This is a genomic window from Gracilimonas sediminicola, assembly GCF_024320785.1.
In the GTDB taxonomy this organism is placed as follows: domain Bacteria; phylum Bacteroidota; class Rhodothermia; order Balneolales; family Balneolaceae; genus Gracilimonas; species Gracilimonas sediminicola.
The window spans coordinates 157,632-180,288 of the sequence record NZ_JANDBC010000002.1 but is presented as its reverse complement, the minus strand read 5'-3'; the positions used below and the strand labels follow the sequence as shown (position 1 = coordinate 180,288).

Below are 22,657 nucleotides of genomic sequence, written 5' to 3'. Positions count from 1 at the left end.
GTAGTGACATGGTAATATGGTGATTGAGTGATCGCTCGATCATCACCATATCACTTAATCATTCCACTTTCTTTAAAACTTCCCTCATCTTCTCAATGATTTTCTCGCGGATGGGGAGTCCTTTTCGGAAGATCATTTCCTGCTTTTGTTTGTATTCCTTTCTGCCGGCTTCCGTCTCAATTTTGATGGGCTCCAGCCCTTGATCTCGTAAATCGTAAGGGCTGGCTTGCATATCTATATGTCGGGCCTCAACCGCCAGTTCGAAGGCATCCAGGATGAGTGAACTGGAAATCCATGGATACATCTTGAAAGCCCATTTATACAAATCCATATTGGAATGAATGCACCCCGGTTGTTCGGTCTCGTGAAATTTCTCCCGTGATAACTCAAAGCGATTCATGGGTTTTGCCGGTTGGGTGAAAAAGCGGAAGGCATCAAAATGGGTGCAAAGCAACGGTCGTGATTCCACAAATTCGGCCAGCTCATCCGGTTCCATACGCATGGGAACCTGATCATGCCTTGGATTATCCGTTTTATAAACCATAGCCCATTCGTGCATTCCAAAACAGCCAAATGAGGGTCGGCTGTTCTGCGTGTTCTCCAGCATCTGCAGCATCCATTTCAAAGAGGAGATACGTTTTTCAGGAAACAGGGAGGGGTCTATAAAAGCGATGTCGCCTTCAACAGTAAGCTCACTTACTTCAGGTAACAAATCGAAATTTGAAAAGGAAAGCGATATTCCCATTCCGGGCGACCATCTTCTCAACCCCGAAGGACGAAAGGCGTAGTATTCGAAAAGAAAATCCATGACGGGATTCTTTTCCTGACGAGACCGCGCTTCCAGGTAATTGTTAAGTAACTCATCCACACGATGTTCGTGAGCTTCCTTTTCCTGCAGCCACTCAGGCTCAGCAATCAGTTTTTGATTCTCAATTTGTTTTGTCTCTGCTAACATATCAGAAAGATAAGGAATGATTATTCAGGAATTAAAAACTCAATAGGTTAAATTGAGCAACAGAGAAGTTTTCTATCTGAATTATCAAAGATCAAACATTTGAAGCAACTTCTGAATTTTATCATTCACCTTCGGCTGCACTACCAGTTTTTTATCCTTTCCGGAGGATACTTAATGGCAGCGCTCTTTGTGGATGCAGTAGCATGGGACCAATTTTGGCTTCAGTTTTTAAACGTGCATGTGCTCTTATTTGGCGGGGCTACGGCCTATAACTCCTGGTGGGATAAAGATGAAGGTCCTATTGGCGGGCTAAAGTCACCTCCAAAAATGAATGTATGGATGTGGCCGGCTTCATTGATCATGCAATATGCCGGTTTAGGCTGGGCAATTACTGTCGGATGGAATTATGCCATCATTTATGCAGTCAGCATGTTGTTTTTTTGGCTGTATTCAACCCCGCTTGCCCGGTGGAAAGGGAAACCGATCCTTAGCATAGTTGCCATTGGGGTCAGCACCGGAACCAACTCCTTCTTTCTGGGATATCTGGCTGCGGGAGCTTACCCGATTAGCTTCTCGGAAGATATCATTGCTTTAGGAGTGGCCGCGATAATATTGAGTTTGTACCCGGTTTCCCAGATTTATCAGACAGAAGAAGATGGGGGAAGGGGAGATCGCACCTTTGCGATTCGGTTTGGGTTGAAAGGGGTGAAATGGTTCTTTGCCATCCTTTTCTTACTTGGAGCAACCTTGCTTTCTGTAATGCTTTATCACCAAAATGAGCAATTGGGAATGATATTCGGAGGCGTGACTTTTACAGCCTATACCGTGCTCAGTACCTTTGTGTGGAAGTTGAAAGGAAATCAGGATGAATATGATACCGTGATGAAAATGAAGTTCTTTGCTTCTTTCAGCTTTGTCGCTTTTATAGGTGGAACGTTGTTGCTACAAATTCTTTTTCAAAATTGAGTTCAATTGATATTGGAAGCCTGCAGTTGATTTATCCCCAGCCCTATCTAACCCTTCCAGAGTTATGGCAATTGGATTGATTCAAGCGAATGGGCTTAACTCTGGAAGGGTTATGGGGAATAAGCAGATTTTTTCTTCTTCATATAATCTCCAAATAGATTCGTTTTCATTGATTACGATTGAAGTAAGAAAACAGCTTGTGGAAGCTTCTATACAATCGATTAGTTATGGAAGCGAAGCAACAGAACAAATACATCTAAAGAAGGACGACTAACAATAAGTATGGAAACAACAGTAGATTCGATAATAACGAGAGAGCTCATTGAGAACACCATTTCTTTTGAGGAATACACTGACCTGGTACAGCAATTATTTGATGAGGACCGGACAACCAATGAGGATAACCGTCCTGATATGCTGGAATATACCAAGTTGAATATACACCGGACCTCCAAATGGAATAAGAGAGCAAGAATCTCTGAAGAGCTTGCACAGGAGCTTAAGAACTTTCCAAACCGGATGACGTGGCTGGTTATTACCGAAGGCTGGTGCGGGGATGCGGCTCAGTCGTTGCCTTTCATACACAAAATGGCCGGATTGTCGGATAACATTGAGCTTAAACTTATTCTGAGAGACCAGTATCCGGAAGTAATGGATGAATTTCTGACCAATGGCTCCCGCTCTATCCCCAAGCTGATTGCTCTGGACAGTGAAACGCTGGAGGTTTTGGGAACCTGGGGTCCACGACCAAAGGAAATTCAGGAAGTATATATGAGCGAAAGGGCAAACCCTGAAATCGAGAATAAGGTTGCTTCTGAAAATCTGCATTTATGGTATGCCCGCAACAAAGGGAAAGCTATGCAGGAAGAATTTATGCAGCTACTCGATGAGTGGAAGAAGAATGAACCCAAAACCGGAAATCGGTAAGCCACTACATTTATTTTGAATTACTTAGCTATCTTAGGGAAAATCTTAGCTAAAATTCAGAAGTGTTAAAGAAATTCCTCAAGTACATAGCTCAGACTAGTGATGCTCCCATAGGGCTGGAAATTTCTCATGCCGAAGGCCCCTTCATTTTTACCACAGACAATAAACGGTACGTGGACTTTATTTCCGGCATTGCCGTAAGCAGCCTGGGACATCGCTATCCAAAAGTAATTCATGCTATCCACGAACAGGTGGATAAACACCTTCATGTAATGGTGTATGGAGAATTTGTGCAAAAACCGCAGGTTGATTTTGCGGATTTGCTAACCTCAAATCTCTCTGAACAGTTGAATCAGGTTTATTTTGTAAACAGCGGAACAGAGGCTACCGAAGGCGCTCTGAAGCTGGCAAAAAAATACACCGGGCGAACAAAGCTTATTGGTTTTAAGAACAGCTATCATGGTGATACCCATGGCTCACTGAGTGTCACCGGCCGGGATGTGTACAGGGATCCCTATCTGCCGCTCCTGCCGGATGTCCATTTTCTTTCATTTAACTCGGAAGATAATCTGGATCTGATCGATGATAAGACCGCAGCTGTAATCATGGAGCCCATTCAGGGAGAGGGCGGAATTATTCCCGCTGATAAGCAGTGGCTGCAGGAAGTCCGCCGAAGATGTGATGAAGCCGGCGCACTGCTTATCTTTGATGAAATTCAATCGGGTTTTGGCCGGACCGGAAGCTTGTTTGCTTTTGAGGAATACGAAGTTACTCCTGATATCCTTTGTCTGGCTAAAGCTATGGCCGGAGGAATGCCGATGGGAGCCTTCGTTTCATCCGCCGAAATTTTTCAAACTTTTAAGTATGACCCACCGCTGAATCACGTAACGACTTTTGGAGGACACCCGGTTTCTGCTGCTGCCGCATATGCCAACCTCAAAGAACTGCTATCGGGCAATTATTTACAGCGAGCGAAGCAAATAGAGCAAATCACCAAAGAAAAATTGAGGGGTCCGGGGATTGTTGAAGTACGTGGAAAAGGCGCCATGCTCGGCCTTCAGCTGAAAAACTGGGATTTAACCAAAAAGGTTGTTGAAGATTGTTTTGAGATGGGAATTTTGCTGGGTTGGACCCTTCACTCCAATACCCTGATTCGCCTGGCACCGCCATTAATTATCGAAGACGATTTACTGCATGAAGTGCTGGATAAGATTTTGGAATCTGTAGAAAAGCATTCGTGATGGAACGCGGATAAAGCGGGTTTGGCGGATGATCATGGATTTTGAAATGCGCCTGAATCTTGGTAATCCGGAAATCCTGAAAATCGTGGTTCAATCCTTATCTTTTGAAGAAACGGAATTGAAACTATCGCTACGCTGTTTTACCTATTAAGAAACTCAACAAAAGAATAGTTACATGAAAACTATAAATCCTGCCACCGGAAAAGTCATCAAAGAATATGATGAGATGGGCTTTGATGAAGTGGATGAGATTATTCAAAAAGCGAATACAGCTCAGGCTGACTGGAAAAAAACCGGTTTTGAAGAAAGAGGATCTTCCCTCAATGAAATTGCCGGAATTCTGAGGGAGCAGAAGGAGAAGTTGGGTAGGCTGATGGCAGAAGAGATGGGGAAGCCTCTGGAGCAGGGAATCGGAGAGGCCGAGAAATGTGCCTGGGTTTGTGAATATTATGCTGAACACGCCGGGGAATTTTTGAAGGATGACCCGGTTCAAACAGATGCTTCCAAAAGCTATGTTACCTTCAATCCGTTGGGAGTGGTTTTGGCCATCATGCCGTGGAATTTCCCCTTCTGGCAGTTATTTCGGTTTGCGGCCCCTGCACTCATGGCCGGAAATGGTGCTGTTCTTAAACATTCTGAGAATACAACCGGATGTGCCTTAAAGATTGAAGAACTCATCCATGAAGCTGGAATTCCCAAGGATTTATTTCGAACGATTGTGCGTGATAAATCCAACATGAAGGAGGTTATTCAGCATCAAGGTATTGCTGCCGTAACCCTTACCGGAAGCACTCGGGCAGGAAAGGCGGTGGCAGCCCAGGCCGGAGAAATGCTCAAGAAAACCGTACTTGAATTGGGTGGCAGTGATCCATCCCTCATTCTTAAAGATGCAGATATTAAAGCCAGCGCTGAGACCTGCGTAAACTCAAGGCTGCTGAACAGCGGGCAAAGTTGCATTGCTGCCAAACGCTTTGTGGTAGTGGAAGATGTGTATGATGAATTTCTGGCAGAATTCACTGCGCTTATGGAAGCGAGAAAAGTGGGAAATCCATTTGATGATAACACCGATGTTGGTCCACAGGCAAGGGTTGATCTCAGAGATCAGCTTCATGAACAGGTTAACGAAAGTATAAAGAATGGAGCTGAACTGGTTATGGGAGGAGAAAAACCGGAAGGGGATGGAGCTTTTTATCCTGTAACTATCCTTAAGAATGTAAAACCCGGAATGCCGGCCTATTCGGAGGAGTTGTTCGGTCCGGTGGCAAGTATCATTAAAGTGAAGGATGAAGAAGAAGCCATTCAGGTAGCCAATGACACAAATTATGGCTTAGGTGCTTCGGTATATTCTCAGGATGTAAAACATGCCGAAGAAATTGCAGCCACAAAACTGGAAGCCGGTTGCTGCTTTGTAAATGAACTTGTTAAATCCGATCCCCGCCTGCCATTTGGTGGTATTAAAAATTCCGGCTATGGACGAGAATTAGGATTATATGGCATCCACGAATTCGTAAACACCAAAACAGTGTACGTTAAGTGAAAAGTAAATATTGATGAATTGATGAGTAAGTAGATCCATCAACCTATATCACTTTATCGCCTAATCACTTAATCATTTCATGACCTTATCACTTAACCACCAAACTCCTTATCTTGAATCGAATTAATTAAGAGACTGTGCGCATACGACTTCAACAATTGAACCCGATAATCGGGGATTTAACCGGAAATCAGGAACTGATTCTGTCAGCTATTCGTGAAGCTGAGAAAGATGGAATAGAACTGTTATTGCTACCCGAATTGGTGACGTGCGGCTACCCGCCTATGGATTTAATGGAGCGCCGTGTATTTCGCGAATTGCTTTACAAGGTGAATCGCGAAATCATTGATTGTACGGGAGAAACAACGGTTATATTTGGCTCAATTACAGAAAACCTGACGGGGAAAGGCCGGTCTTGCTACAATTCAGCTATTGTAGCCCAGCATGGGGAAGAGAAGACACGGGTTCACAAGGCACTGCTCCCGACGTATGATGTATTTGACGATCTGCGGTATTTTGAGCCGGGTAATGAATTCGAGCCGGTTGTTATTAAAGGATTCCCATTCGGGATTACCGTTTGCGAAGATATCTGGTTTAACGATAATGATATTCAGTACCACATTTACGATGTAAATCCTGCCGAAGTACTGGCAAATAAAGGGGCAAAAGCCATTATCAACATCTCGGCATCTCCCTTTAATAAGGATAAACCGGTGTCCCGGAAAAGGATGCTTCAAAATCACGCCCGGAAGTTGGGAACACCACTTTTTTATGTGAATCAGGTGGGGGCGCAAACCGAACTCCTGTTTGACGGTGATTCCCTTACTTTTGACGGATCCGGAGAGATGAAAGCTCGCTCCAAGAGATTCGAACCGGACTACATGGATATTATCTTCAACGAAGAAGATCAGTCGGTTGAAGCTATAACGGATTTGGAAGCAAACTTTGAAACACCGGCCAAAGAGCAGGTAATGTTTGAAGGACTTGTGATGGGGGTTCGGGATTATTTGAAGAAATCTAAGGCTGCCGATAAAGTGATATTAGGCCTGAGCGGGGGAATTGATTCTGCCTTGGTTTGTACGATTGCGAAAGAAGCACTCGGGGCAGAGAATGTAAAAGCTGTGACGATGCCATCGAAGTTTTCATCGGAAGGAAGTGTATCCGATTCCGAAAGGCTGGCGGAGAATCTGGGTGTTGAACTCCTCGAAATCCCCATCAAAAATATTTACGAAGAATATCTGAACGCGCTGGCTCCGGTATTTGAGGGAACTGAATTCAATGTAGCAGAAGAAAACCTACAAAGCCGGACCCGTGGTGATCTACTCATGGCCATTGCGAATAAGTTTGGATATATGCTGCTGAATACAGGAAATAAATCCGAAATGGCCGTCGGTTACTGCACACTGTATGGTGATATGGCCGGGGGATTATCCGTCATTTCCGATGTTTACAAAACCGAAGTTTATGATATTTGCCGCTGGCTGAATGAAGAATATTACGGGGAGGAAGTAATTCCTGAGGCCATTCTTACCAAAGCCCCAAGTGCGGAATTACGCCCGGATCAAAAAGATTCAGATTCTTTGCCCGACTACGGAACTTTAGATACCATTTTGAGATACTACCTGGAGGAGCAGCGATCAAGAGAAGAAATCATCAGCAGCGGCTTAGACGAGCACACCGTAGATAAAACCCTCCGATTGGTAGATTTGAACGAACACAAGCGGTTCCAGGCACCACCCGGGCTAAAAGTGTCCGCAAAAGCTTTTGGAACAGGACGCAGATGGCCATTGGCGCAACAATGGACCGGGCAGGAGAAGCAAATCATTCAATCCGGAAAAATTAATAAAGAAGGGCGCTAATTTGGTGTTTTTTACGTTGATGTTGCCATGAGTTCTACTCTCCCAATTCTATACAATAATTAGTACTTTATACAATCATTTTAAAATCATCTCTAATACATGCTTAAGAAGTTACGAAAAACGGCTATTGCCATAACCTGTTGTATGTTTATTGCTCCCGGCATTTCTGCCCAGGACACCACTGCAACACTCGATTTAAAAGAAATGCCCCTGCGGCTTTTGGATTATAAAAGCCCTATGCAAGGTTTGCAGGAAGGTGATGGAATAACCCAGCAACCAGCCATGCAGGAACTGGACAACTTCCAGAAAGATATCATGAGTCGCATTTCGGATATCTATCGCATACACATTAAAGCGATGGAAGCACAGGTCGGCAACGATCCTCTGGAAGCAGAAGCTCAGATAAATGATGCCGTAGCTGCCACTCAGGGGCTGTTGGATGATTATCCTGAAATCCGGGGCGACCGGCGATTTACCGAACTGTACCGGTCCGTAATTTCAGAATACCGGCAGTTTTATGGTATCACGGAAGTTGCTAATGAGCCTGAAGGAGAGATTTTTGCTATTCAGGAAGAACTGTTTTCCGAAGATGACAGCTGGATGAACGAAGATTATGACTTCCCGGAAGACCTTCCACTGAATAAAACGGATGTTCCGCTTATTCAGAATGACAAAGTTAACCGACACCTTGTTTATTACACGCTTCGCAGGCCCGAAGTAATGGAAACGTGGTTACAACGAGCGGTTAAGTACCAGCCCATGATGCGCAAGATTTTCAGAGAAGAGGGCGTACCCGAAGAACTCACATATCTGGCTTTTATTGAAAGTGGGTTGAACCCAAGTGCACGAAGTTGGGCTGCTGCTGTCGGAATGTGGCAGTTTATCCGGGCAACCGGCTCCGTTTATGGACTGGAAGCAAACTGGTGGATTGATGAGCGTCGCGATCCCGAAAAAGCAACACGTGCAGCAGCACGTCACTTAAGAGACTTGTACAATATTTGGGGTGACTGGCACCTTGCAATGGCGAACTACAATATTAGTCCGCGCGGGCTGAAACGAGCCATCAACAGAGCGGGTGGAGTTGAAGATTACTGGGCAGCTTATCCATATCTGCCAAGAGAAACCCGCGGGTATGTTCCCGGCTTTATTGCCACAACCCTAATTGGGATGAACCCGGAAGAATTTGGATTCCAGAAAAGCTATCCCGGTGAGCCCTATTCCTACAAAGTAGTAGAAGTTGATGGGTTAATGGAATTAGCCGATTTAGCAGCTGCCGCAGGTATCACCACTGAAGAACTGAAAGAATACAATCCTGAACTGCTTCGCTGGGCAACCCCTCCGGGAGGGAAGTATCCACTGAAACTGCCTGTTGAAACGGACAGGGAAGAATTTCTGGCTGAGTACAATGAGATTCCTAAAGAAAGCCGAAGCCAGAACATAACCATGCACACGGTTCAAAGAGGAGAGTCACTGGGAATCATTGCCCGTAAATATGGAACTACTGTAGCCGGTTTGTATGGCTCCAATGAAAACCTCTCCAGTACTATCTATCCGGGGCAGAAAATTGTAGTGCCTCTTCCTCAGGGAAGTGCTACACAGATTTCGGCCAACAAACCCACAAACCAGCAGCGAAGTGTGACTACCAGACGGTCGTCCTCATCTCAGGTTAGCGCCCCTGCAAATTCAACAGCCGTGACCTATAAAGTGAAAACAGGTGATACGGTTGGGCATATTGCTGAGTGGTATGATGTGAGAGCGTGGAATATCCGTACATGGAATGGAATTGGGAATACCATCCGGGTGGGGCAGTCGCTTACCATTCATGTGCCTAACAGCCGGAAGAGCCATTATGAAAAAGTAAACGAAATGAGCTACGCCGAGAAGCAGGCTATTGAACGCAAGCAGCGCCGTGGAGAAGACATTTTTATCGCATCCGCAACATCCACCGATAGCGATAATTATACCACCTATACCGTTAAGCAAAACGACACCCTTAGCGAAATAGCAGAAAGCTTTGGCGTTGGCTTAAGTCAATTGAGAAGCCTGAATAATATCTCTGGAAACAGGATTTATGTAGGCCAGACTCTTAGAATTTCTGCCAACTGATTTTATGACCAGGAAAGGGAAATATAAAGCAACCTTAGCCACAGCACTGATTATACTTGCTTCGGCGGGGATTGCTGCACAGCAGACAGACATCTATTTCCTGATCAAAAAGAACTTTAGCATTTTCAGTAATGCCTATGAAAATGTGGCCCTGGAGTATGTGGATGAGGTAGATCCCGAGATTCTTATGCGAAATGGTATTGATGCCATGCTCGAAACATTGGACCCCTACACCGTCATGTTCAATGAATCCCAAAACGAGCAGGCTGAAATCATGTCGCGAGGCAATTATGCAGGCATCGGTATTGAAGCCGGTTATCGTGATGGGGAAGTGGTTGTGATTGCACCTACGGAAGGCGGACCGGCCGAACAAGTTGGCATCAGGGCCGGAGATGTGATTGTTGCCGTTGATGGAGTTTCAACCGAAGGACTTCAACCCGAAGAAGTAAATGCGCTGACAAGCGGAGAGGTCGGTTCAGATGTTACCATTTCCATAGAACGTTTTGGACTTGATCAAACGCTGGATTTCACCCTTACCCGCCAGCGCATTGAGGTAAGCAATATTTCTTATTCTGGTTTGATAGGGGACGAAGAAAACACCGGGTATGTGAGACTCACTCAGTTTGGCAGTAACTCTGCTGAGGAAGTCAGACAGGCCATGATTACCTTAACGGAAAGCACGGAGCTGAATGGTTTGGTGATCGACTTGCGCGACAATCCCGGTGGCATTTTACAGGAAGCTGTAGGTATTATCGACAAGTTTATTGAGCCCGGCATTACCGTGGTGGATATACGCGGACGTGTAGCTGAGTATAATCAGACCTTTGCAACACGAGAGCCTGTTATGTTCGACAAACCGGTGGTAGTTCTGATGAATGAAGGAAGTGCCAGTGCATCAGAAGTAGTTGCCGGCGCTCTTCAGGATTTGGACAGGGCATTGATAGTCGGAGAACAGAGTTTTGGAAAAGGATTGGTGCAGGTGGTTAAGCCATTGCCGTATAACACATCCCTGAAGATCACTGTTTCGCGTTATTACATTCCAAGTGGCAGAAGTATTCAGTCTATTCAGTACACGCATCAGGGGCGAAATTCTGCGGTTATGAATCAGGACTCATCCAAAAGAGAATTCAAGACCCGCAACGGCAGAACGGTGTATGAAGGAAGAGGCATTGAGCCCGATGTGGAATCTGGAAAAGGCGACCTGAGTATTCTGGAGGTAGCCTTGCTCCAAAAAGGAATGTATTTCGATTTTGCCACAGAATATGAAGCCACGCATGATTCCTTTGACTATGATGCATTACCTGATGATGGTTTTGAGGAATTCAGAAATTATCTTACCGAGAATGGCTTTGATTTCACCACTGATTCCGAGAAACTACTAAACGAATTGTCTGCACAGCTTGCGGGAGTGGAAGGAGCCGAAAATCAATTAAACGGACTGAGAACGGCTATTTCCCAAGAAAAGGAGAATCAGTTTACAGAAGATGAAGCCGAAATTCGCAGAAACCTATATCTTGAGTTAGTTTCCCGATATGAGGGACAAACCGGAAGGGTGGAGGCCGGGCTTAAATCCGACCCGGACGTACTCAAAGCACTTGAGTTTATTGCCAACGAAACGGAAATGAATAAGCTGCTTTCAGGGGAATAAAGAATGCCTCTCAAAGCAGATTTACATATCCATACCACCTGCTCTGATGGCCGTTTATTACCTGAAGAAGCCGTGCAAGTGGCCAAGGATAAAAATCTGGCAAGCCTGGCGATAACGGATCACGATACCTGTCAGGGGTATTTCAAAGCTGTTGATAAAGCAAATGAGTTGGATATTGAGCTCATTCCCGGTGTGGAGATTACATCCGTACTGGGAGGAAAAGAAGTTCACATACTTGCCTACTATTTTGATCCCGATACCAATTATCTGGAAGAATTTCTGAAAGAGCAGAAAAAAGCTCGTAAAAATCGGATTAAAGGGATTATCAAAACGGTGAAGAAGTCGGGAATTGATGTTGAGTATGATGAGGTTTGGGCAGAAGCAAACGGAGCGAATATCGGCCGGCCACACCTGGCCCGGGTGCTTACCCAGAAAGGATATGTAAGCAGCCCTAAAGAGGCTTTTATTAGGTACCTGAGCAATCAAAAGCTGGGCTCTATTGAAAGCACTTATCCTGATTACCGGGAAGTGATTGAGATCATCAAAAATGTGGGCGGAGCCAGTGTGGTTGCTCATCCCGGCAGGTTTTATTCTACTGATGAAATGCAGGCCTTTGTAGATGCAGGCATTGACGGTGTTGAGTGTATTCACCCAAGCCATAATTTCAAGCTGCAGAAAAAGTACACCGAATTTTGTGAGGAGCACGGATTATTGATGACCGGAGGCAGTGATACCCATGAAGGTGTTGATACCGGATATACCAATTTGGGTGTGGTTACGATTGCCTACAAGCATATTGAGAAAATGAAGAAAATGACGGAACAACGAAAAAACATTACGGAAATTAAGAGTTAGTATGGCAGCAGAGTTAATAGAAGGAGACACAAATCCCGGAAAAGTGAAAATTGGCATCGTGGTATCAAAGTGGAATTCCATGATTACCGATAAGATGCTGGACGGGGCTTTAAAAGCGCTTAAAGGTAATGGGATAGAGGAAGCGGACATCACGGTAGTAAAATGTCCCGGCTCCTATGAAATACCGTTAACCGTGCAAAAGGTGCTGGAGAACCGAGACGTAGCTGGTGTGATTGCCCTTGGAGTTGTGATAAGAGGAGGAACACCGCATTTTGACTACGTTTGTGATGCTGTAAACCGAGGTATCACCGATTTAATTTTAAAACATAATAAACCCGTGGCGTTTGGAGTTTTAACTACCGATGATGTTAAACAGGCAATGGAAAGAGCCGGTGAGAAAGGGAACAAAGGCGGAGAAGCCGCTCTGGCCCTTTTAGAGATGATATCAATGGAACAAAAACTAACTTCCTGAAAAGATTATTTACCTTGATAAAGGACAAGCAAAGCTCTAATTTTCAAAGCTTCAAAAACAGCCCAAAAAATCACTTGAAAGAGCTTACTTTAACAAACACCGTACAGACTGAAGACGATAAGAAGAATCAGGAAATCCTGAAGAATTCAGGCGAGATTCCTCTTCATATTGCCATAATTATGGATGGCAACGGTCGGTGGGCTAAGAGTAAGGGAAGTATCAGGCTGCATGGCCACAAAGTTGGAGTTGATTCGGTTCGGGACATAACAGAATCGTGTGCTCAGCTGGGTGTTAAATATTTAACCCTGTATGCTTTTTCAACAGAAAACTGGGGACGTCCATCCGCAGAGGTACAGGGCTTGATGAGATTGCTGGTTTCCTCGCTCCGTAAAGAGGCTGAAAACCTGAATAAAAACGATATCAGGCTGGCAACCATTGGCCAGATGGACCGCTTTCCAAAAAATTGCCAGAATGAGCTTCAGGAGGCTATTGAGCTCACCAAAGATAATAAGCTGCTGGAATTGTGCCTGGCACTGAGTTACTCCGGACGATGGGATATCACCGAGGCAGTTAAGAAAATAGCCCATCATGTAAAGGAAGGACGTTTAGACCCCGACCTTATCAACGATCAAATGATAAGTGATCACCTTTCGACTGCAGATGTTCCCGATCCGGATTTAATAATCCGTACCAGTGGGGAGTATCGCATCAGTAACTTTTTATTATGGCAGCTGGCATACTCCGAACTCTACATTACGGAAACCTACTGGCCGGATTTCAGAAGAGATGAATTATACGAAGCCATTCGTTCCTATCAGCAAAGAGACCGAAGGTTTGGAAAAATTCCATCATCCAAAGACGAAAACTCATATTCATCTCGTTTAGTTAACAAAAAATCATAAGCATTAACCAAAAGGCGTGTTGTTACTTTTGAAAAGATTACTTTTTGCAACCTTATTGACGTTCGGCTTCACTTCTCATCTTTTACAGGCTCAGGATATTGAATTAACCGACCCCACTACACTCACCCCGGCCGAATATCAAATTATGGAGGTAACGGTTGAAGGGAATAAAAACACCCGCGAGCAATTCATCAAAAATGCGAGTACGCTGGTTGAGGGAAGTTCCATTACCTACCCGGGTGGCGATAAACTGACAAGAGCCATCAGCCGACTCTACCGGTCAGGACTCTTTTCAGATATCAAGATTTTTGTTACAGATCGAACTTCTACCGGAATCAGTTTTCTTATTAAAGTAGAGGAGCAGGCACGCATCCTGGAGTATAAGTTGAAGGGCATTAAGCGTTCAGAGCGACGTGATTTGGAAGATTTACTGGTCTTAACCCCCGGAACGGTAATTACTGAATCCGCTATTGGTCAAGCCAAGAACACGATCCGACGTTTTTACGAAGATAAAGGATACTGGTACACCGAAATTGAAACCAGCACAAAAGAAGTGGAAGGGGTGGAAGACCGTGTTCGACTCATTTTTGACATCAAGCCGGGAGAACGATTAGAGGTTAAGGACATTGTTTTTAAAGGTGCTGATGAGTTCAAAGACCGAAAGCTGCGTCGTCAAATAAAGCCACTTAAGGAAGATGCCTGGTGGAAAATTTTTGGCAAAAAGGTATTTAAAGAAGAAGAATTTGAAGAGGGTAAGGAAAGTGTGTTAACCTTCTACCGTGAAAATGGATTCACCGATGCCCGAATTTTAAAAGATTCGGTGTACACGTACGAGCATGACGGATTGTTCAAAGATAAAACCGGACTCAAGGTAGTGGTGACTATTGAAGAAGGCCCGCAATATAAAGTCCGTGATATCACCTGGGACGGAAATACGGTTTACTCCAATGAAACGCTTACACAGGTACTGGGTTTTGAGAAAGGGGACATTTTCAACCAGAACAAATTTGAAGAAAATTACAGCTTTGGCGAAAGCAGCGTAAGCAGTCTTTATCAGAACAATGGATATTTATTTTTTCAGGCAGTTCCAAATGTAACGAAGGTTGCTGAAGACTCTCTCGATATCCACTTTGATATTTATGAGGATGAAATTGCCAATATTCGCCACGTCAGTTTCTCCGGAAATACACGAACTCACGATGACGTAGTACGCCGTACGTTGAGAACCACTCCCGGAAATCGCTATAGCAGAGATGCCGTTATCCGAACCATTCGAGAACTCGGAACCCTTGGCTTTTTTGATCCGCAAAACATTCAACCCGATATTCTGCCGAACCGCGAAGATAAAACCGTTGACATCAATTATCGCTTAGATGACAGCCAGAGTACCAGTAACTTTGAGTTTTCCGGTGGTTACGGTGGCCCGAGTATTGGTGTGATTCTCTCTGCCCGGGTTAACTTCAATAACTTCTCATTAAAACGTGCTTTTGAAGATGGCGGCTGGACTCCAATCCCTTCCGGTGATGGACAAAAATTATCGTTGGGTGTTCAGGTTACCGGAACCGGTTATCAGAGCTACAGCTTCGGTTTCCAGGAGCCGTGGTTCAAAGGTAAACCAACTTCAGTAGGGGTGAATGTATCCTACAACTTGCTGAACTACAGAGGTTCCACCGAAAGAAATGAGCTGTTTTCAAGCTCCGTATCTATGGGTAAACGTTTGAAGTGGCCGGATGATTATTTCTCTACACAGTCAATTATCGGCTATCAGTTATATAATATTGAAGGGAACTCTTCTTTCCTCGCTGACGGAACTTCCAGCCTGTTAACTTTTGAGCAGGTGCTGGAAAGAAACTCTGTTGATAACCCTATTTCACCGATGACGGGTTCTAAATTTACGCTTTCGTTTGAAGCGGCTCCTCCACTGCCGGGATTCTCCGAGTATTATAAATTGACATCGGCCTATCAGCATCACGTCCCAATTGTTGAAAAGCTGGTGTTAACCAGTCAGGTGCAATACGGATACATCGGATACTTTACCGATGACAAGCGAAGTGAGCTGAATAAGTTTTTAGTGGGCGGTACGCAGTTACAACAACGTCAAAGCTTTTTGTATGATAACATTGATCTGCGTGGTTACCCCGGTGGTACCACAACCAGTATTTCACCCATTGTAGATGGCCAGAAAGTGGCAGGAACCATGTATAGCAAATACTCTCTGGAAATGAGATATCCGGCCGTTTCCAACGAACAGGTTCAGATTATTCCTTACGTTTTCACCGACGCAGGTAATTCATATCTTGACTTCAATGATTTCGATCCCTTCCGTGTAAAAAGATCGGCCGGTTTGGGAGTTCGATTATACCTTCCCGTGCTGGGCTTGGTTGACCTGAGTTACGGTTACCGACTTGATGGCGTGACGGTTCCAAACAGTGCTGACGTACAGCCGGGGAACTGGGAATTCTTATTTAACATAGGAGCACCGTTCTAATGCGATTGTATAAGTATTTATTTATTGCTGCTCTGGTTTCGGGACTATCTCAGTCTATATGGGCGCAGGAGCAAAAAATTGGATTTTATGAGTCCGATTACATCCTTCAGCAAATACCGGAGTATGAAGGAATTCAGCAGCAGCTGGATTTACTGAGCACCCAGTGGAAGGAGCAGGTAGAAGAGATGGAGAATGAGATTCAGCAGCTTCAGGAAGACTATGAAGCCAAAGAAATACTATATACCGATGAAATTCGTAATCAAAAAAAGCAGGAAATAGCTCAAAAGAAGAAACAAAAAGAGCAATACCTTGCCCAGAAATTTGGACCGGAGGGAGAGTATTTTTCCCGGCAGCGTGAATTGTTAGAGCCTATACAACGCCAGGTTTTTACAGCAGTACGAGCAGTGGCTCAGCAGCAGAGTTTTGATTTTGTGTTCGACCGTTCAGGCGACATCTATATGGTGTATGCCAATAATGAATACAATTTAAATGATGATATTTTGTTGGAACTGGGAATCGAGGTAGAAGAACAGTAACGACAATTGACTGAAAAAACTTTTAAATTAGAAAAAACGACAGATCCACAAACATGAGTAAAAGAATTACCGCAATTATCCTTTTCCTGAGCGTTTTTGCGCTCCAGGATGCTATGGCACAGGTGAAAATCGGTTACACCAATCCCGCCCGTGTACTTAGCCAACTTCCTGAAGTAGAAGAGGTTGACGAACAAATTAATACCCTGATTGATCAAAGAGATGAGGAACTGGCTGCAAAAGCCACCGATCTACAACAAATTTTCTCTAACTATGAGTCTTCTATGGCCAATCTTTCTCAGCAGGAAAGAGCGGTTAAAGAGCAGGAGCTGATGGAAATGAACCAGGAGTTTGAGCAGGATCGAGAGACCATGATGAATGAAATTCGTCAAAAGCGAAATGAATTAATGGCCCCCATCATCGAAAAGATGAATGCAGCAATGGAAGAAGTTGCGCAGGAGATGGACCTTGATCTGGTATTGAATGAAGGTACTTCCTACGGAGACGCCATTATCTTTTTCGCAGAAAATGAAGGGCTCGACATCACCGACAAAATTATAGCAAAATTAAAATAATCAAAGCCAATAAAACGATACAAATGAAGAAATTAAGCTTATTACTTGTTTCCTTTTTGATTGCCTTTTCATCCATGGATGTTGCTAAGGCACAGGAAGCAGAAATGAAAATCGGTTACGTAAATCCGCAAGCTGTGCTTGCTAAAATGCCGGAAATGGCTGCGATCCAGAAAAGACTGCAAAATTTTGCAGAGCAGAAGCAGCAGGAGTTGCTTCAGAAAGAGCAGGATTTTCAACAGCAGGTTGCTGAGTATGAGCAAAAAGCCGGTGTAAGAACGCAAGAAGCTAACCAAAGAGAACAAGAGCGTCTGGCTCAGCTGCAACAGGATTTAAGCACAGCTCAGCGTGAAGCGGAGCAAGCACTTCAGCAGCGCCGTCAGGAACTGTTAGGCCCTATGTTTACACAAATTGGTACAGCCATTGATGCGGTAGCAAAAGAAAAAGGCCTGACTTATGTATTGAATACAACCACCTCAAGCGGTGACCTGATTATTCTTTATGCTTCTGATGAATACCAGTCTAAATATGATATTACCGATGCGGTAATGCAGGAACTGGGTGTATTCAACTAAGCGAATACGTATCTAACAATACTTTGAAAGCCGTTCAATTCTGGACGGCTTTTTTTATTTCACATTCTTTTTCCGGTTCCGGATATAATCTTCAAAAATATATCCGCCTAAATTATCAAGAGAGGCAAAGTAGGCTTTTCCTTTGTTGGCTTCCGTCATTTCCCGCACAAAACTTTGCAGATAAGGATCTTGCGCAATCATGAAGGTGGTGATGGTAATTTGATCTCTGCGGCATTTCACGGCTTCGTCAAGTACCTTATTGACGATTTTACGATCCAGCCCAAAGCTGTTCTTATAAAGTTTTCCGTTTTCAATCATACAGGACGGCTTACCGTCTGTAATCATAAAGATCTGCTTGTTGGCGTACTTTTTACGCTGAAGAATATGACGTGCCACTTCAAGACCTTGCTTGGTGTTGGTGTGATACGGCCCCACTTTTAAATAAGGCAGATCATCCACGGAAATTTTCCAGGCTTCATTGCCAAACGCTACAATGTCGAGGGAATCCTTGGCATAGTTATTCATGATAAGTTCTGAAAGGGCCATAGCCACTTTTTTGGCCGGTGTGATGCGGTCTTCACCATAAAGTATCATAGAGTGACTCAAATCGATCAGCAGAACCGTAGCATTAGATGTGTAGTGATCGGTTTCATAAACTTCCAGATCATCTTCCTGTAGGTTGAAGGCATCAATACTGCTGTGGTTCAGCATGTTCAACATAGTGCCCACACTGTCTATTTGCCCGATGTCATCGCCCTGCGTCCATTTTCGGGTCTCTGGCTGGCGTTCCAATCCTTTACCGGTGTGGGGCGTTTTGTGCGAGCCCACACCACCTTTCTCAAGGTCCTTAAATATTTCTTCCAGTGAACGTTTTCTGAGGCTGCGCTCCGTTTTTTTGGTCATGATGAAACCGGCACCACCATCATCATTTTCGATATAGCCTCTTTCCTTCAGTTCTTCAATGAAATCACCCAGAGAATAGCCGTCATCAAACTGTCCGGTAATGTCATATTCATTATCGAGATCGGTAAGCCATTTCAGGGCTTGTTTCACTTCCCCGCTGGATATAGTTAGCAGCTGTTGAAACAAGTCCCACAAAGTATCGAACGGAGATTTCCCATTTGTCTTTGCAAATCGCTCATCCCACTCGAAATATTTAAAGTGCATAATCAGATCCCTTTTTCATATCAAATACTAAGTGGAGCAAATGAGTTCCATTAATTCAGAAAAGAATAGAATACATGAATATATTCAATGCGAAATCAGGAACGAAGAAAAGCATATCATCGACCGGTTAAAATTTGAACGACAGTTGTGGGCAGAAGGCTACACGCATGTAATGGGACTGGATGAAGTAGGCCGCGGATGCCTGGCAGGTCCGGTTGTAGCCGCCGGAGTAGTATTTCATCCTGATACAGACATACCGGAGATAAGAGACAGTAAAGGGATTGGAGAAGAAGAGCGAAACAGGTTGGCAAAGCAAATAAAAGAGGAAGCCTTGCTGTGGACAGTTCAGGAAGGAAGTATTGCTGAAATTGACAAGTTGAATATTCTCTGGGCTTCACTTCACACCATGCAGAAATGCGTCGATTCCACCAAAATCACCCCGGATTATTTGCTGGTGGATGGCAATCGATACGTTAGCTCGCTGATACCTTACACATGTTTGGTAAAAGGGGACGACCGGTCGATGAGTATTGCGGCTGCATCCATTCTGGCAAAGGTTTACAGGGATGATTTGATGCGAAAACTCCACGAAGAATTTCCGGAATATGGTTGGGATACAAATGTCGGTTATCCTACAGCCACTCATAAAAAAGGATTGAAAGAATTTGGCTATACCGTACATCACCGGGCCTCCTTCAAGTTAGGCACTTCAAAAAAGCGACCTTCAAAGTAAATCTGCTTTAGCGGTAGATGCTGAAATCCCGTTTATAGAAATCCATATTTAAACATATGGCCAGCATAAGGGTGTTGGTGATAAATGCTGACCCGCCATAGCTTACAAACGGAAGCGGCAAACCGATTACCGGGAGAAGGGCGGAGGCACTCCCCACATTGATAAAGAAATGTACAAAAAAGACAGAGGCAACACTCACCGTTACCAACTGAGCAAAAGGGTGCTTATGGCTTCCTGCCATGTTCAACAAGCGTATGAATAAGAACAAAAAAGTGATGATTACAATAGCGGCACCTACAAAGCCAAATTCTTCTCCAATCACACAAAAAATAAAGTCAGTCCACTGCTCCGGTAAAAATTTAAGCTGAGTTTGGGTTCCCTCTAAAAATCCTTTGCCGGTTAATCCGCCTGAGCCAATGGCTGTTTTCGCCTGAATTACATTCCATCCAGCTCCGGTAGGGTCGTAAGCAGGATTTGTAAATGCGGCAATGCGGGCAATTTGATGAGGTTGCAGCAGCTGCGTAAGTGCCAGCTGTACGCCTGAGGTAGTGAGCAAGCCAGTGATGAGGGATGTGATGGATAACCAGACTCTTCGCTGAATAAAGAAGATGGCGGCCGTCAAAATTACGGCTGCAATCACACCATAATACCATTCTATAACCGATAAATAAGCGATGATGGCCGGAGATATGATGAAGAGCGAAACTCCGTACGGTAAACCGGACCAGAACAGCATGACGGGAATCAGTGTCAGAAAAATCAATGCCGTTCCAAGATCGTTTTGCATGAAAACGAGAATGGTGGGTATCAAAATTATGATCACGGAAATAACAGCGTAACGAACATTCTCTGCAGAAATATCCCGGCGACTTGTAAGATAATTTGCCGTAGCCAGGATCGTGGCAATCTTCATTAACTCACTGGTTTGCAGGTTAAATGGCCCAAAACGCAGCCAGCTTTTGGCACCATTTACTTCGGTACCAAAATAGAGGGTTATCACCATTAGCACGAGGCAGATGGCATAAAAGGCATAAGAAAGCTGAATGAAGTTTCTCGGTGATATTAGCTGAACCGCTGCCAGCATAAAAACGGACAGGGAAACGAAAATGAGTTGCTTATAAAAATTATCCTGGATGTATTCCGGTAAAAACTGAGACACCGGGCCCTGTGTAGCACTGTAAATGGCTACAATACCAATGGTGAACAGCACCACCCAGGCGAAAACCACAGACCAGCTAAATTCTCTGATGTTATTCATTTTGTGCGGGCTGATTTAGTTGTGGGGCAGGTTGTTCGTCTTCCTCTTCTTTGGGCTCAAAGTTAAGTACGTAATCATACACGTAAGGCCGGGTTATTTCGCCCTGCAGATACTTCTCAATTACCAGAGAGGCAATGGGGGCTGCCGATGTGGAAGCAAAGCCGGCGTTCTCAACAAATGCGGTAACGACAATTTCAGGATTGTCAAGCGGAGCGTAGGAGGTAAACCATCCGTGATCCATGCCATGTGGATTTTGAGCCGTCCCGGTTTTCCCGGCAATTTCAATATTCGGATGATTGGCATACCAGCGTCCGCTTCCTTCTGTAACAACACCACGCATCCCGGCTTTAACCACTTCAAGATACTCATCTCGCAGCCAGTCAATTCTTGTGCTTTCGGTACGTAAGCGGCTTATGGATCCGTCCGGGTGCTTGAAAACCTGCACTAAATGAGGTTTTACCCGATACCCTCCGTTGGCAAAGATGCTGGTCATTTGAGCAATTTGAATAGGGGAGACAGAAACCATTCCCTGCCCAACTCCAAAGTTGATAAGGTCTCCGAGACCCCATCTGCGCTCCCCAAGCCGTCTGTTCAGGTACGTGCTGTCCGGGATGAGGCCCGAATTGGCGTTAGGCAGATCCACATTACTGGCTACACCCAAACCGAAATCTTTAACCAAGCTGCTCCATTCATTAAGCTTACCCTGAGAAGCGATCTTATCCATCAGCGAAAAGAAATAGGTGTTACTGGAAAAAGTGATGGCTTTTTTCAGGTCATACTCGCCAACGGGAGCTAAATCTCGGTAGGCCCGCCCGCGCACATAAGCTCCGCTGTTATAAATTTTTGTTTGCGGGGTGATGATTCCCATGTGCAAACCGATGATTCCCATTAACGGCTTAAAGGTAGAGCCCGGGGGTTGACGGCTTGAAATGGCCCGGTTATACAGGGGAGTTGTTGAATCCGCATTAATTGCCTGCCAGTAATCCTGATCCAGCCGTCCGGCGAGTTTGCTAAGGTCGTAAGTAGGAGAGCTGACCATGGCAAGAATGGCTCCGGTATTTGGGTTCATAGCAACCACAGCTCCGCGTTTACCTTCCATCAGCTTTTCAGCAAATATCTGTAGCTCCGTATCAATAGTGGTGATGATATTGCTCCCCTGCTCGGGATTGCGGCCAATTTCATTCCCTTCAAACTCTCCAAGAGCTTGTCCAAAAGCATTTACTTTGAGGTACCTGATGCCCAGTTCTCCGCGCAATGAGTCTTCATAGATCATCTCAAGGCCGCTTTTGCCAATTTTGTCGCCAAGACGGATGGTCTCAGATTGCCGATATTCGTTTTCATTGGCTTCCCGTAAATATCCAAGGAGGTGCGAGGCTTTCATCTCGGTGGGATAGTGACGTTTACTCTCTATCTGATGACCAATTCCGGGCAGCTGCCACAGGTTTTCCTGAACAGCCGAGAACGTGGGGAAATCTATCTCTGTAAACAACCGGGAAGTACGATGCCAGGAATACTGTTGAGCTTCCTGAACCTTGGTGGTTAAGAGGGAGTCAGAGACACCAAGTAAATCAGCGAGCAGTGGAATGTTACTTTTATCGAAAAGGGAAGGGGTGATGGTGATCGAAAATATTGGTTCATTATCGACAATAAGATTTCCATTCCGGTCATAAATCAAACCGCGGGCAGGATCTACATATTCCTGCCGAACGGAGTTTTCCTGACCCAGTGCAGCGTACACTTCGTACTCCACAATCTGCAGGTAGAAAATCCGCCCCAGTACAATCAGAGTAAGCCCAAGTATGATAACCTGAAGCGCCCGGATAGAAGTTCTTGTTCGATTTGTTTGACCGGTGGACATCTGTG

Annotated in this window: 19 protein-coding genes; 15 read left to right on the top strand and 4 right to left on the bottom strand. The window is 44.7% G+C overall.

From position 1 onward, the window contains the following. Positions 1-58 precede the first annotated feature (58 nt). Positions 59-955 carry a 3-methyladenine DNA glycosylase gene (locus tag NM125_RS10610; RefSeq protein ID WP_255134898.1) on the bottom strand — a complete coding sequence of 299 codons (897 nt, stop codon included), beginning with the start codon at positions 953-955 and terminating at the stop codon, positions 59-61. 99 nt (positions 956-1,054) lie between these two features. Here NM125_RS10610 and NM125_RS10605 point away from each other — a divergent pair, with 99 nt between their 5' ends. The 14 genes from NM125_RS10605 to NM125_RS10540 all read left to right on the top strand — a co-directional run bounded on the left by NM125_RS10605 (position 1,055) and on the right by NM125_RS10540 (position 17,636). Further along, positions 1,055-1,921 carry a UbiA family prenyltransferase gene (locus tag NM125_RS10605; RefSeq protein ID WP_255134897.1) on the top strand — a complete coding sequence of 289 codons (867 nt, stop codon included), beginning with the start codon at positions 1,055-1,057 and terminating at the stop codon, positions 1,919-1,921. Between the two features lie 282 nt (positions 1,922-2,203). Then, the gene (locus NM125_RS10600; RefSeq protein ID WP_255134896.1) at positions 2,204-2,848 is read left to right on the top strand and encodes a thioredoxin family protein; all 645 of its coding nucleotides are present in this window, start codon (positions 2,204-2,206) and stop codon (positions 2,846-2,848) included. 62 nt (positions 2,849-2,910) lie between these two features. Then, entirely contained in the window at positions 2,911-4,089 is a 1,179-nt protein-coding gene (locus NM125_RS10595; RefSeq protein WP_255134895.1) for an aspartate aminotransferase family protein, read from the top strand. Between the two features lie 175 nt (positions 4,090-4,264). After that, entirely contained in the window at positions 4,265-5,626 is a 1,362-nt protein-coding gene (locus tag NM125_RS10590) for an NAD-dependent succinate-semialdehyde dehydrogenase (RefSeq protein WP_255134894.1), read from the top strand. A gap of 137 nt (positions 5,627-5,763) precedes the next feature. After that, positions 5,764-7,485, top strand: a complete 1,722-nt coding sequence (locus NM125_RS10585) for an NAD+ synthase (protein WP_255134893.1) — start codon at positions 5,764-5,766, stop codon at positions 7,483-7,485. Positions 7,486-7,584: 99 nt separating this feature from the next. Next, on the top strand, positions 7,585-9,591 hold the full coding sequence (locus tag NM125_RS10580) for a LysM peptidoglycan-binding domain-containing protein (protein ID WP_255134892.1): 2,007 nt from the start codon (positions 7,585-7,587) through the stop codon (positions 9,589-9,591). A 4-nt stretch (positions 9,592-9,595) separates the two neighbouring features. Further along, complete coding sequence (locus tag NM125_RS10575) at positions 9,596-11,239, top strand: S41 family peptidase (protein ID WP_255134890.1); 1,644 nt, start codon at positions 9,596-9,598, stop codon at positions 11,237-11,239. Between the two features lie 3 nt (positions 11,240-11,242). Next, entirely contained in the window at positions 11,243-12,094 is an 852-nt protein-coding gene (locus NM125_RS10570) for a PHP domain-containing protein (RefSeq protein ID WP_255134889.1), read from the top strand. Position 12,095: 1 nt separating this feature from the next. Beyond that, complete coding sequence (gene ribH / locus NM125_RS10565; protein WP_255134888.1) at positions 12,096-12,566, top strand: 6,7-dimethyl-8-ribityllumazine synthase; 471 nt, start codon at positions 12,096-12,098, stop codon at positions 12,564-12,566. 74 nt (positions 12,567-12,640) lie between these two features. Beyond that, positions 12,641-13,468, top strand: a complete 828-nt coding sequence (gene uppS, locus NM125_RS10560; RefSeq protein WP_255134887.1) for an undecaprenyl pyrophosphate synthase — start codon at positions 12,641-12,643, stop codon at positions 13,466-13,468. Positions 13,469-13,496: 28 nt separating this feature from the next. Next, positions 13,497-15,956, top strand: a complete 2,460-nt coding sequence (gene bamA, locus NM125_RS10555; RefSeq protein WP_255134886.1) for an outer membrane protein assembly factor BamA — start codon at positions 13,497-13,499, stop codon at positions 15,954-15,956. Beyond that, the gene (locus NM125_RS10550; RefSeq protein WP_255134885.1) at positions 15,956-16,492 is read left to right on the top strand and encodes an OmpH/Skp family outer membrane protein; all 537 of its coding nucleotides are present in this window, start codon (positions 15,956-15,958) and stop codon (positions 16,490-16,492) included. The genes bamA and NM125_RS10550 overlap by 1 nt, the downstream gene beginning before the upstream one ends. Positions 16,493-16,545: 53 nt before the next feature. Then, entirely contained in the window at positions 16,546-17,064 is a 519-nt protein-coding gene (locus tag NM125_RS10545) for an OmpH/Skp family outer membrane protein (protein ID WP_255134884.1), read from the top strand. Between the two features lie 23 nt (positions 17,065-17,087). After that, complete coding sequence (locus NM125_RS10540) at positions 17,088-17,636, top strand: OmpH/Skp family outer membrane protein (RefSeq protein ID WP_255134883.1); 549 nt, start codon at positions 17,088-17,090, stop codon at positions 17,634-17,636. Positions 17,637-17,690: 54 nt separating this feature from the next. Here the strand turns inward: NM125_RS10540 and NM125_RS10535 are convergent, their stop codons facing one another. After that, positions 17,691-18,803 (bottom strand): vWA domain-containing protein, encoded by a 1,113-nt coding sequence (locus NM125_RS10535; RefSeq protein WP_255134882.1) that lies wholly within the window; start codon positions 18,801-18,803, stop codon positions 17,691-17,693. Positions 18,804-18,975: 172 nt separating this feature from the next. On the opposite strand from NM125_RS10535, the gene rnhB reads away from it, so the two are divergent. Next, on the top strand, positions 18,976-19,536 hold the full coding sequence (gene rnhB, locus NM125_RS10530) for a ribonuclease HII (RefSeq protein ID WP_349294195.1): 561 nt from the start codon (positions 18,976-18,978) through the stop codon (positions 19,534-19,536). A gap of 7 nt (positions 19,537-19,543) precedes the next feature. Here the strand turns inward: rnhB and rodA are convergent, their stop codons facing one another. Both rodA and mrdA read right to left on the bottom strand, forming a co-directional pair. Then, positions 19,544-20,794 (bottom strand): rod shape-determining protein RodA, encoded by a 1,251-nt coding sequence (rodA, locus tag NM125_RS10525; protein ID WP_255134880.1) that lies wholly within the window; start codon positions 20,792-20,794, stop codon positions 19,544-19,546. Further along, positions 20,787-22,652, bottom strand: coding sequence for a penicillin-binding protein 2 (gene mrdA, locus NM125_RS10520; protein ID WP_255134879.1), 1,866 nt, complete (start codon positions 22,650-22,652; stop codon positions 20,787-20,789). Before mrdA ends, rodA begins: the two co-directional genes overlap by 8 nt. Positions 22,653-22,657 lie beyond the last annotated feature (5 nt).